The sequence below is a fragment of the Pseudomonas sp. P20 genome (assembly GCF_016463925.1).
Lineage (GTDB): Bacteria > Pseudomonadota > Gammaproteobacteria > Pseudomonadales > Pseudomonadaceae > Pseudomonas > Pseudomonas aeruginosa.
Map to the genome: position 1 here is coordinate 112,584 of NZ_JAEMVM010000029.1, position 12,271 is coordinate 124,854.

The 12,271-nt window shown below is 68.7% G+C and carries 11 protein-coding genes; 9 read left to right on the forward strand and 2 right to left on the reverse strand.

The genetic code is table 11. The annotated features are described in order from the left end of the window. Nucleotides 1–198: 198 nt before the first annotated feature. Entirely contained in the window at nucleotides 199–702 is a 504-nt protein-coding gene (locus JHD77_RS27390; RefSeq protein ID WP_003113089.1) for a hypothetical protein, read from the forward strand. 75 nt (nucleotides 703–777) lie between these two features. On the opposite strand, the gene JHD77_RS27395 is transcribed toward JHD77_RS27390, so the two are convergent. Next, nucleotides 778–1,359, reverse strand: coding sequence for a helix-turn-helix domain-containing protein (locus tag JHD77_RS27395; RefSeq protein WP_003122724.1), 582 nt, complete (start codon nucleotides 1,357–1,359; stop codon nucleotides 778–780). Between the two features lie 54 nt (nucleotides 1,360–1,413). Next, nucleotides 1,414–1,572 carry a hypothetical protein gene (locus JHD77_RS27400; protein WP_003089396.1) on the reverse strand — a complete coding sequence of 53 codons (159 nt, stop codon included), beginning with the start codon at nucleotides 1,570–1,572 and terminating at the stop codon, nucleotides 1,414–1,416. Nucleotides 1,573–1,861: 289 nt separating this feature from the next. Here JHD77_RS27400 and JHD77_RS27405 point away from each other — a divergent pair, with 289 nt between their 5' ends. The 8 genes from JHD77_RS27405 to JHD77_RS27440 all read left to right on the forward strand — a co-directional run bounded on the left by JHD77_RS27405 (nucleotide 1,862) and on the right by JHD77_RS27440 (nucleotide 12,257). After that, a complete protein-coding gene (locus JHD77_RS27405; protein WP_191519446.1) occupies nucleotides 1,862–2,749 on the forward strand; it encodes a TauD/TfdA dioxygenase family protein in 888 nt (295 codons plus the stop codon). A gap of 40 nt (nucleotides 2,750–2,789) precedes the next feature. Continuing rightward, a complete protein-coding gene (locus JHD77_RS27410) occupies nucleotides 2,790–3,812 on the forward strand; it encodes an ABC transporter substrate-binding protein (protein WP_003089389.1) in 1,023 nt (340 codons plus the stop codon). Nucleotides 3,813–3,819: 7 nt separating this feature from the next. Then, nucleotides 3,820–4,668, forward strand: coding sequence for an ABC transporter ATP-binding protein (locus JHD77_RS27415; protein WP_003113091.1), 849 nt, complete (start codon nucleotides 3,820–3,822; stop codon nucleotides 4,666–4,668). 16 nt (nucleotides 4,669–4,684) lie between these two features. After that, on the forward strand, nucleotides 4,685–5,551 hold the full coding sequence (locus JHD77_RS27420) for an ABC transporter permease (protein ID WP_003117834.1): 867 nt from the start codon (nucleotides 4,685–4,687) through the stop codon (nucleotides 5,549–5,551). 109 nt (nucleotides 5,552–5,660) lie between these two features. Next, nucleotides 5,661–6,278: a LysE family translocator gene (locus tag JHD77_RS27425; protein WP_003089383.1), complete on the forward strand. Its 618-nt coding sequence runs from the start codon at nucleotides 5,661–5,663 to the stop codon at nucleotides 6,276–6,278. A gap of 164 nt (nucleotides 6,279–6,442) precedes the next feature. Next, nucleotides 6,443–10,123 (forward strand): non-ribosomal peptide synthetase, encoded by a 3,681-nt coding sequence (locus JHD77_RS27430; RefSeq protein ID WP_172626321.1) that lies wholly within the window; start codon nucleotides 6,443–6,445, stop codon nucleotides 10,121–10,123. Nucleotides 10,124–10,152: 29 nt separating this feature from the next. Beyond that, a complete protein-coding gene (locus JHD77_RS27435; RefSeq protein WP_003160283.1) occupies nucleotides 10,153–11,241 on the forward strand; it encodes a TauD/TfdA family dioxygenase in 1,089 nt (362 codons plus the stop codon). Beyond that, complete coding sequence (locus tag JHD77_RS27440) at nucleotides 11,238–12,257, forward strand: TauD/TfdA family dioxygenase (protein ID WP_031755697.1); 1,020 nt, start codon at nucleotides 11,238–11,240, stop codon at nucleotides 12,255–12,257. The genes JHD77_RS27435 and JHD77_RS27440 overlap by 4 nt, the downstream gene beginning before the upstream one ends. Nucleotides 12,258–12,271: the final 14 nt, after the last annotated feature.

Sequence of the window (12,271 nt, forward strand, 5' to 3'; positions counted from 1 at the left end):
ATACCGGCTGTGACGATGCGTTCCTCCGCCATGCAGCGGAATCCGCTGTCATTGCGCCGAACATCTTCGCTGTCTCGCCGCTAGCCACCATGCAGCGCCCGGCTCGGCTGTTGCACCGGCATCTTGCCGGTGCGTCGGCGCTGCCTAGAATCGGCCCCATTCGCACCTACCCCCGCTTCGCCTACAGGAGTTACCGCCATGATGAATGCCATGCAGATGCCGATGAACATGAATGCCGCCATGCCGATGATGCCCATGATGGGCATGCCGATGATGATGGCGACCATGCAGTGCGAAACGATGGACGACGGCATGCTGTGCAAGATGATGCCGGCGATGGGTATGGACATGGGCCAGTTCCGCAACAGCGCCGAGATGATGGCGATGATGATGAACTGCGGCATGCCCATGATGATGCAGTGCGGCAACCTGGCGATGATGGGCATGTCCCAGGCCTGCATGGCGATGATGCCGACGATGGGCATGGGGATGGGCATGCCGATGATGGGCATGGCTCCGATGAAGTGCATGATGGAGTGCTCCATGCAGGGCGACGCCATGCACTGCAGGATGATGCCGATGCAGGGCATGGACATGGAGATGTTCAAGAACTGCTGCATGCTGATGGCGAAGATGATGGAGTGCGGCATGCCGATGATGATGAGTTGCAACGGCATGCCGATGATGTGCTGCACCTGCTGATCCGTCGCCGGATGGAAAAGGCCCGCCCGGGATGACCGGGCGGGCCTTTCTTCGTCCATGGCAGCAGGGCCGGGGTCAGTCCAGGCGCTCCGGGTAGGTCATCACCAGGTACGCCAGGGCTTCGCTATCGGCGGGGTTGCGGTAGCTGTGCGGCTGGTCGGCGTAGAACAGGATCGAGTCGCCGGTGGCGAGCAGGAAGCGCTCCTCGTTGACCCGCACTTCCAGTACCCCCTGCGCCACCACCAGGTTCTCCTGGGTGCCGGGGGCGTGGGCTTCGGCGTCTTCCTGGCCGAGGCCGCGCAGGCGCAGTTCGTAGAACTCCACCTGGCGCGCCACATCGAAGGGGAACAGCGCGCGGCTGGTGAAGGCGCCGTCGGCGCTGACCAGGCGCTTGCTCTGTTGCGCCGGCAGCACGGCGACACCGGCGAAGGCGCGATCGTCGAGGAAGGCTGCCACCGACACCTTGAGACCCTGGGCGATCTTGCACAGCACCTTGATCGACGGCACGCTGCGCCCGGACTCGATCTGCGCCAGCATCGCCCGGCTGACACCGGAAATCCGCGCCAGGGCGTCCAGCGAGAGATTGCGCTTGCCGCGCAGGCGCAGCAGGTTGTGGGCGACGCGCTGGCCAATCAGATCATCGGGTTCGGTATGCACGCCGGCGGCCAGTTCCAGGTGGGCAACGCCATCGCTGGCGGGCAGGTTCATCGGTCAGGCCCGGCGGCTGCGCTCGTCGTGCCTGGCTGGCGGTTGCGGCACGGCGTAGCCGGCCCGCCAGGCGTACACCGCCCACATCATTTCGCCCAGGCGGCGTGCCTGGCGGCGCGAGCGGTAGCGGGCGAAATCGATGACGTTGTCGGTGCGGTCCATGAGGCATTCCTCGGGCGGCGGGTTCGATGGCAGCCAGACTATCCCTTCGCCGCTTAGAGCCATAAATACTAAGTTTTTATTTATTAATTCACTTTTGTGCTTACAAGGGACGCCGAACCGTACGGAGCAGCATATTTATATTCTTTAAAGATATTTAAATTAATTTTCTTATTCCAATAAATTAAAGGCTCTCGCGTACCTGCCGACCAATCGGCGCGTCGCACCGAATCCATGCCGCCTCGCGCGGTATCTCGTGCCCGGCGTGTCCGGGCTTGCGTGGGAGTCAGCGATGTCCGTTTCCCTTCCGGCGCCAGCGCGCGCCGACGTTCCCTTGCAGATCCGTGCCCTCGACGCTGCGTTCGGCGCCGAGGTGCTCGGCCTCGACCTCGGGTTGCCCCTGGCCGCCGAGGACTTCCGCCGTATCCACCGGGCGCACCTGGACCACCATGTGCTGGTGTTCCGTGAGCAGCGCATCACCCCGGCGCAGCAGATCGCCTTCAGCCGGCGCTTCGGTGAGTTGCAGATACATGTGCTGAAGCAGTTCCTGCTCCCAGGGCATCCGGAGATCCTCATCGTTTCCAACATCGTCGAGAACGGCCAGCCCGTCGGTCTCGGCGATGCCGGCAAGTTCTGGCACTCCGACCTTTCCTATAAGGAGCTGCCGAGCCTCGGCTCGATGCTGCATGCCCAGGAGCTGCCGGAGGAGGGCGGCGATACTCTGTTCGCCGACATGCACAAGGCCTGGGACAGCCTGCCGGAAGCCCTGCGCAAGGCCATCGAGGGACGCACGGCGGCGCATTCCTATACCGCCCGCTACAGCGAACCGCGCTTCGAGGGCAACTGGCGGCCGACCCTGAGCGCCGTCCAGCTCGCCGAGGTGCGCGAAGTGGTCCATCCGATCGTGCGCACCCACCCGGAAAGTGGGCGCAAGGCGCTGTTCGTCAGCGAAGGTTTCACCACCCGCATCGTCGGCCTGCCGGCCGACGAGAGCGCCCAACTGCTCGCCGAGCTGTATGCGCACAGCGTGCGCCCCGAGCACATCTACCGGCATCGCTGGCAGGCGCATGACCTGGTGTTCTGGGACAACCGCTCGCTGATCCATCTCGCCGGCGGTTGCCCGGCCCACCTGCGGCGCAAGCTCTACCGCACCACCATCCAGGGCGACGCGCCGTTCTGACGACGGCACGCGCTTCCCCCTTTTCGCCAGGAGCGTTTCCATGAACCGCATTCCCCGTTTCACCCGCCTGGTCGCCGCGCTCGGCCTGGGCCTGAGCCTCGCCACCACGCTGCTGGCCAGCCGGCCGGCGCAGGCCGAGGGCGAGATCCGCATCGCCGAGCAGTTCGGCATCGTCTACCTGCTGCTCAACGTGGTCCGCGACCAGCGCCTGATCGAAAAGCACGGCCAGGCCGAGGGCCTGCAAATCAAGGTCGACTGGACCCAACTGTCCGGCGGCGCGGCGGTCAACGATGCGCTGCTGTCCGGGGCGATCGATATCGCCGGTGCCGGCGTCGGTCCGCTGCTGACCATCTGGGACCGTACCCGCGGGCGCCAGAACGTCAAGGCGGTGGCTTCGCTGGGCAACTTCCCCTACTACCTGCTGAGCAACGACCCGCGGGTCAGGAGCATCGCCGACTTCGGCGCCGGGGATCGCATCGCCGTGCCGGCGGTGGGGGTTTCGGTGCAGTCGCGCTTCCTCCAGTACGCCGCGGCTAAGCAGTGGGGCGACAAGCAGTTCGACCGCCTCGACAAGTACACCGTGGCGCTGCCGCATCCGGACGCCACCGCCGCGCTGGTGGCCGGCGGCACCGAGCTGACCGGGCATTTCTCCAACCCGCCGTTCCAGGACCAGGCGCTGGCCAACCCGAAGGTCCACGTGGTGCTCGACAGCTACGAGCTGCTGGGGCCGAATTCGCCGACCGTGCTGTTCGCCACGGAGAAGTTCCGCCAGGACAACCCGAAGACCTACCGGGCCTTCGTCGAGGCGCTGAAGGAAGCGGCGGCCTTCGCCCAGAACGACAAGGCGGCCGCCGCCGATACCTATATCCGGGTGACCGGGGCGAAGATCGACCGAGCCGCGCTGCTGAAGATCATCGCCAATCCGCAGGTGGAGTTCAGCGTCACGCCGAAGAACACCTATCCGCTGGCGGAGTTTCTCTACCGGGTCGGTGCGATCCGCAACAAGCCGGCCTCCTGGCAGGACTATTTCTTCCAGGACGGCGCGCCGTTGCAGGGGAGTTGAGACGCCGATGAACGCCGCCTCCCGCCAACCTTCCACGCTCCCCGCCGACGCCCTGCTGGCGGTGGACGGAGTCAGCCTCGAATACCGCACCCGCTCGCGCGTGGTGCGGGCCACCCAGCGGGTCAGCTTCGAAGTCGACCCGGCCGATCGCTTCGTCCTGCTCGGCCCGTCCGGTTGCGGCAAGTCGACCCTGCTCAAGGCGGTGGCCGGCTTCATCACGCCCAGCGAGGGCGAGATCCGCCTTCAGGGACAGGCGGTCAGGGCGCCCGGCCCCGACCGTATCGTGGTGTTCCAGGAGTTCGACCAGTTGCCGCCATGGAAGACCGTACGGCAGAACGTGCTGTTCCCCTTGCGGGTGTCCGGCCAGGTGACGCGCGACGAGGCCGAGCGACGCGCCGACGAATGCCTCGAGAAGGTCGGCCTGGCGGGCTTCGCCGAGGCCTACCCGCACACGCTGTCCGGGGGCATGAAGGCGCGGGTGGCGATCGCCCGGGCGCTGGCGATGCAGCCGAAGATCCTGCTGATGGACGAGCCGTTCGCCGCGCTGGACGCGCTGACCCGGCGAAAGATGCAGGAGGAACTGCTGCGCCTGTGGGAAGAGGTGCGTTTCACTCTGCTGTTCGTCACCCACTCCATCGAGGAGGCGTTGGTGGTGGGCAACCGCATCCTGCTGCTCTCGCCGCACCCGGGGCGGGTCCGGGCCGAAGTGCACGGCCACCCGTTCGGGCTGCACAGCCTTGGCGGCGAGCCGCTGCAAGCCGCGGCGCGACGCATCCACCGCTTGCTGTTCGACGAGGGCGGCGAACCGACGGCGGCCGCGACCCTCGACTTCGCCGATATCCGGCTGGCCCATTGAGCAGAGGAATCGATCGATGAGTCGAGTCACGCGCGTTCGCGAAGAATACGAAGTCCAGCTCGAACCCCTGCTGGAGGTCTCCCTGGAGCGGCGCCTGCCCCTGAGCCAGCGTCTCTGGCAACAGGGCTGGCTGCGCAAGGGGCTGATCCTGGCGCTGCTGGCGCTGGCCTGGGAGCTGGCGGCGCGGGTCCAGGGCAACGACCTGCTGCTTCCAGGCTTCCTGCAGACGGCCAGGGCCCTCGGCGAGGGCCTGGCCAGCGGCGAACTGCCGGCCAAGGCGGGGATCTCCCTGCTGGTGCTGTTCAAGGGCTACCTGCTGGGGATCGTCCTGGCCTTCGTTCTGACCAGCCTGGCGGTCTCCACGCAGTTGGGCCGCGACCTGCTCGGGACCCTCACGGCGATGTTCAACCCGCTGCCGGCGATCGCGCTGCTGCCGCTGGCGCTGCTCTGGTTCGGCCTGGGCCAGAACAGCCTGATCTTCGTGCTGGTGCATTCGGTGCTCTGGGCGCTGGCGCTGAACACCTATGCCGGTTTCCTCGGTGTCTCGGAGACCCTGCGTATGGCAGGGCGAAACTACGGCCTGCGTGGCCTGCGCTTCGTCCTGCTGATCCTGGTGCCGGCGGCGCTGCCGTCGATTCTCGCCGGGCTGAAGATCGGCTGGGCCTTCGCCTGGCGCACGCTGATCGCCGCGGAACTGGTGTTCGGCGCGAGCAGCGGCAAGGGCGGGCTCGGCTGGTACATTTTCCAGAACCGCAACGAGCTGTACACCGACAAGGTATTCGCCGGCCTGGCCGTGGTGGTGCTGATCGGCCTGCTGGTGGAGAACCTGGTGTTCGGCAGCATCGAGCGCCTCACGGTGAAGCGCTGGGGAGTGCAACGCTAGGGCGGCGGACGGGTGGAGTGTTACGGCAACTTTCTCGGCAACTGTTGCGCTGGCGCGGCGGCAAAGCGGAGTAACGTCTTGCCCGCACCCACTTCAAAGGATGGAACGAATGTCGCTCTCCGTGGATCTGCTGCTGGCGTTCTCCCTGTTCGCCTTCGTCACCTCCGTCACGCCCGGTCCGAACAACACCATGTTGCTGGCCTCGGGGGTCAACTTCGGTTTCGTCCGCTCCATCCCGCACATCCTCGGGATCAGTTGCGGCTTCTTCATCATGGTGATGGCGGTGGGCTTCGGCCTGGGCACGGTGTTCGAGGCCTATCCGGTGCTGTACACCATCCTGCGCTACGTCGGCGCGGCCTACCTGCTGTACCTGGCCTGGAAGATCGCCACCTCCGGCCCGGCCGGCAACGACCCGGAGGGACGTGGCAAGCCGTTGAGCTACTGGGGCGCGGCGGCGTTCCAGTGGGTCAACCCGAAGGCCTGGGTGATGGCGGTCGGCGCCATCAGCACCTATACGCCGTTGCAGGGCTACTTCACCAACGTGGTGGTGATCTCGACGGTATTTGCCCTGATCAACGCGCCGACCATCGGAATCTGGGCCGGTTTCGGCAGCATGCTGCGCAACGTGCTGCGCGATCCGCGCTGGCTGAGGGTGTTCAACGTAGGGATGGCGCTGCTGTTGGTCGCGTCGCTGTACCCGATCCTCGCGGAAAACCATTCGGCCTGACCTGTCACCACCCTATCAATTGTATTAGCTCGTAACTCGTCGCCATTTCGTGAAGAGTTTTTCGCTCGGTGCCCAGCCTCGGAAGGGGGAGAGCGATGCAGGAGCGACATGGCTTACCGTTACGCAGCTTTTCGTCGGGCAAGGCGCTGACCGCGGGACGCGCAGTGCGCCCGGAGGTTGCGCAGGAGCGGCGCTACCTGCAAGGCGCCCCGCTGGGGCTGGAGTTGCCGGGACGAATCGCCTTGCGCGACCCGCATTGCGCCTGGCAATGGTTCGAGCCGGAGGCGGCCGCGGAAGCGTTCCCGGCGGCGCACTGGCTGGCGGCGTTCCTGGTACTGCTGGGACGCTACGGCAACGAAGAGATCACCCTGGGCTTTCCCGAGCCGATCACGGTTCGCGGGCGGCAGGCGCCCGCGCTGCTGCGTTCCTCCTACCGGGCGATGGAGTCGTCCGCCGAACGTAGCGCGCGGCTGGCGGAAGAACTCGATGACGCCCGGCGGCAGCTATCCGCCGACGGCCAGGAGCGCGCCGCCCTGGCCGGGCGCTGCGCGGTCCAGGTGCTGGCGGCGCGGCCGACGGCGAGCAGCCCCGGCTGGCTGGCCCTGGTGCTGGCGGCGGACGGCAGCGTCGGCCTGGCTCTGCGCGATCCCCAGTACGACGAATTGCGGCGTATCGCCGGCCATCTCGCGCGCCTGGCGCGCGGCCTGGTCGACGCCCAGGCCTGCGTCGGCCGGCTGCCCTGGCTGGACGCCGACGAAGAGCGCCGTTTGCAGGCCCTGCGCAGCGAGCCCCAGGCCGCCCCGTCGCGCGGCGTACTCCACCATCTGTTCGAGGCCCAGGCGCGGCGCACACCGCAGCGCATCGCCGTGCACGCCGCCGACCGTAGCCTCAGCTATGCCGAGCTGGAGCGCGAAAGCGCCGCGCTCGCCGTGCGCCTGCGCGCCGCCGGGGTGGCTCCGGAGCAGCGGGTCGGGGTCTGCCTGCGGCGCGACAGCGGCCTGCTGGTCGGCCTGCTTGGCGTGCTCCGCGCCGGCGGTTGCTACGTCCCGCTGGACCCGGCCTATCCGGAGGAACGGGTGGCCTACATGCTCGACGACGCCGACTGCCTGCTGGTGCTGGTCGACGCGAGCACCCGCGAGCGGGTCGCCGCGCTGGGCCGGCCATGCCTGACGCTGGAGGAGGGCGGCGACCAGGCGAACGACCTGGCGCTGCCCGCGAGCGAGGTCGGCGCCGACCACCTCGCCTACATCATCTATACCTCCGGATCCACCGGACGCCCCAAGGGCGTCGCCATCGAGCACGGCAGCGCCCATGCCTTCCTGCGCTGGGCCGGCCAGCACTATGCCGCCGAAGAATGGAGCGGGGTACTGGCGGCGACCTCGGTGTGCTTCGACCTGTCGGTCTACGAGCTGTTCGGCACCCTGGCCGAAGGCGGCACGCTGCACCTGGTGGAAAACCTGTTCAGCCTGCCGGACTACCCGCGCCGCGACGAGATCAGCCTGCTCAATACCGTGCCCTCGGTGTGCGCCGCGCTGCTCGCCCTCGGCGACCTGCCGGGCGGGGTGCGCACGCTGAACCTGGCCGGCGAACCGCTGCGCGGCCACCTGGTGCGACAGATTCGTGGCCAACCCCAGGTACGGCGCCTGGTCAATCTCTACGGGCCGACCGAGGACACCACCTATTCGACGGTGCACGAACTGGACCTGCACGCCGAAGCGCTCGACGAGCCGCCCATCGGCCGACCGCTGCCCGGCACCACGGTGGAGGTGCTCGACGGCTTCGAGGCGCCGCTGCCGCTGGGCGTGGCCGGGGAACTGTACCTCGGCGGCATCGGCCTGGCGCGTGGCTATTTCGGCAAGCCGGAGCAGACCGCCGAGCGTTTCCGCGTCGATCCGGGCAGCGGCGAGCGCCGCTATCGCACCGGCGACCGCGTACGCATGCGCGAGGACGGCGTGCTGGAACACCTCGGCCGGCTCGACGACCAGGTCAAGTTCAACGGCTTCCGCATCGAGCTGGGCGAGATCGCCTCGTGCCTGGCGAGTTTTCCCGGGGTGAGCGAAGCCTGCGCCATGCTCACCGAGGACAGCGCCGGCCTGCGTCGGCTGGTCGGCTACCTGGCGGCGCCGTTCGCCCCGCCGCTCCAGGCGCTGAACGAGCACCTTGGGCAAAGTCTGCCGCACTACATGTTGCCGTCGGCGTTCGTGGTCCTGGCGGAGCTGCCCAAGACGCTCAACGGCAAGATCGACCGCAAGGCCCTGCCGCGTCCCCAGGCGACCGGCGCCGAGCCCCAGGCGCTGCCCAGCGATCCGCTGGAGCAGGCGCTACACCAGGCCTGGCAGGCGCAGCTTGGTGCGCCGCCGCGCGCCGGACAGGGCTTCTACGCCGCCGGCGGCGATTCCCTGCGGGCGGTGCACCTGCTCGCGACGCTGCGCCAGCGACTGTCCCGACGCGTACCGTTGCAGGCGTTCGCCGGTGGCCCGGCGACCCCCGAGGCCCTGCTGGAACTGCTGCGCCAGGCCGCGCCCGAGGGCGACGAGCCGGAGCCGAGCGCCGGCGCCGCCGGGCTGAGCCTCGCCGAACGGCGCCTGTGGGTGGCCCAGCAACTGGCGCCGGAGGACACCTCCTACAACCTGCTGGCCCACCTGCGCATAGTCGGCGCCACGGCCGACGCCATCGAACAGGCCTTGCGCCAGTTGCTGGAACGGCATGTGGCGCTGCGCCGGCGTGTCGAAACGGGCGTCGACGGGCCGCAGCCGCATGCGCTGGCGGCGCATGCGGTGCCCCTGCAACGCCTGCTGGCGAGCGACGCCGTCCACGCCGAGCGGTTGCTGGAGGATGGCGTGCGCCGTGAGGGCGCGCGAGTCTTCGACCTCGCCCACGAGGCGCCGGCACGCCTGCTGCTGGTCGTCACCCGCGACAGCGCGCGCGCCGACCTCCTGCTCAGCGTCCATCACTACGCCTTCGACGATGTGTCGCTGGCGGTCTTTGCCGCGGAACTGAAGACGCTGCTCGATGGCGGTCGCCTGGGCGTGCTCGCCAGCACGCCGGAACAGGTTGCCGCCCGCGAGCGCGCGGCGTTGGCCTCGGGACGCCTGGACCGCGTCGCCGAGCGCTGGGCTGAGCGTTTGTTGCCGCTGGCGAAGGCTCCCGGCGCCGCGCCGGCGCGCCCGGAGGAGAGCGGCGGGCGCGCCGGCCAACGCCTCGCCCTGCCGGTTTCCGCCGCCGTCCATGCCGCCTGCCGGGCGCTGGCCGAACGCACCTCGGTAAGCCCGTTCAGTGCTGCGCTACAGGCCTTCGCCGAAGTGCTCGGCGCCGAACTGGGCGTCGACGACCTGCTCGTCGGCGTGGCCCTGGCCGGGCGTTCGCGCCTGGAAATGCAGGGGCTGGTCGGCTGCTTTGTCAACCTCCTGCCGCTGGCGGTCGGCCTGCGTCCGGAGCAGTCCGTGGAGTGGCGCCTGCGCCAGGTCGGCCATGATCTGCTGGAACTGCTCGAACACCAGGACGTGCCCCTCGAATGCGTGACCCAGGCCCTGCGCCAGCGCGGCGCCAGCGGCCTGCCGATCCGCATCGCCTGCGGCGCGCACAACGGTCGGGCGGCCCCGGCGGTGGATGCCGGGGTGCGCGTCGAAGCCGACTTCATCCCGGTGCCTGGCGCGCGCCTCGACCTGACGCTGTGGCTGGAAGACCAGCCGCAGGGTTGGCTGGCCGTCTGGACCGGGGCCAGCGCGATCTTCGACCTGCACCGCATCGAGCGCCTGCACCAGGCCTGGGAGCGGCGCCTGCTGGCGAATGCCGGCGAACCTATCTCGAAACGCATGTCGCCGGAGGGCTGCAACGCTTCCTGACGACCCCGAGCCTCCCACGGAGAACAGCGATGGAACGAACAGCTCCCAGTCTCACCGGTCGCGGCTTCGCCCGGCCGCGCAATCTCAGCCCGCGCAGCAGCGAGGCGCTGGTGCGGCGCCCGGCGGCGGAGCGCGACGGCCTGCCGCTGCTGATCGAGGCACAGGCTCCCGGCCTGTCCCTGGCCGACTGGATTCGCGAGCAGGGCCAGTCCCTGCACGACGACCTGAACCTGGCTGGCGGCCTGTTGCTGAGAGGCTTCGAGGTCGACTCGGCAGAGCGCTTCCGCGCAGCCGCCGCTGCCTTCGCCCCGCAACTGCTCGACTACAAGGAGCGTTCCTCGCCGCGTAGCCAGGTCAGCGGCGAGGTCTACACCTCCACCGAGCATCCGGTGGACCAGCCGATCTTCCTGCATAACGAGCAGTCCTATACCGCCGACTGGCCGCTGTACATCATGTTCCATTGCCAGGTCGCGCCGCTCGAGGGCGGCGCCACCCCGGTGGCGGCCAACCGGCTGGTGCTCCGCCACCTGCCGGACGAATTGCTGGAACGCTTCGGGCGCCTGGGCATCCTCTACGTGCGCAACTACCGCGCCGGCCTCGGCCTGTCCTGGCGCGAAGCGTTCCAGACCGACAGCCGCGCCGAGGTCGAGGCGTTCTGCGCTGAGCACCGGATCGCCCATGCCTGGATCGGCGACGAGCACCTGCGCACCTGGCAGAGGCGCGCGGCGTTCCAACGCCACCCGTATACCGGCGAGCGCCTGTGGTTCAACCACGGCATGTTCTTCCATGCCACCAGTCTCGAGCCGGGCCTGCGCGATGCGCTGCTGCGCAGCGTCGCCGAGGAAGACCTGCCGTACCAGACCTACTACGGCGATGGCAGCCCGATCGAGGCGCAGACCCTGGCGACCATCCGCAGCGCCATAGACCGCGAGACGCGGCGCTTCGACTGGCGCGTGGGCGACGTGCTGATCCTCGACAACATGCTCGCCCAGCACGGCCGCGAGCCGTTCCGCGGGCCGCGACGGATCCTCACCATCATGTCCACGCCGTATTCCAGCCTGGCGCCCGCCGACGTCCCGCCGACACCTTCGCGCCTGGCGCTCGGAGGTGCCGCATGAGCGCCTCGTTCAGCGCGCCGCGCCTGCGCCCCCGGCAGCTCTCGGCCGGCGACCTGGTGGAGGAAAGCCTGCTCGACCCGGCCAACGACTACCTGCGCATCGTCCGCGCGCGCCAGCCGGGCATGGACCTGCGGCAATGGATCGCCGCCGCCGGCGCAGGGCTGCGCGACAGCCTGCTGCGGCATGGCGGCATCCTGTTTCGTGGCTTCGCGGTAGACGGAGCGGAGGGCTTCTCCCAGGCGGTACAAAGCTTTTCGCCGAACATGCTCGACTACCTGGAGCGCGCGGCGGCACGCCAGGAAGTGGCGCACCGGGTGTTCACCTCCACCGAGTTCTCGCCGGACGGCTGGATTCCGCCGCACCACGAGATGTCCTACTCGCACAACTGGCCGAGCTATATCCACTTCTACTGCCAGACACCGCCCGCCACCCAGGGCCGCACGCCCCTGGCCGACGAGCGCCGGGTCAGCGCTCGGATACCCGAGGCGATCAGGCAGCGCTTCCTCCGCCATGGGGTGTGCTACGTGCGCAACTACGGGCCGGAGATCGACCTGACCTGGCAGGAAGGCTTCCAGACCGACAGTCGCGCCGAGGTCGAGGCCTACTGCCGGCAGACCGGTACCCAATGGACCTGGCTCGACGACCAGCGCCTGAATACCCGCCAGGTACGCCAGGCGATGGTGCGCCACCCGCTCAGCGGCGAGACGCTGTGGTTCAACCACGCGCACATGTTCCATGTCTCCAACATGCCGCCGTCCCTGGCCCGGGCCTTGCTCGACGAGGTCGGCGAACAGGGCCTGCCGCGCAACGCCTACTACGGCGACGGCAGCCCGATCGAGGCGGAGGTGCTGGACACCATCCGCGCCGCCTACCGCGAGGAAACCCGCGCGTTCGCCTGGGAGCGCGGCGATGTCCTGATGCTCGACAACTTCATCAGCGTCCACGGCCGCGAGCCGTACACCGGCGAGCGCAAGGTGCTGGTGGCGATGACCGACCTGCATGTCCACCAACCCTGAACCCGTGCGAGGGA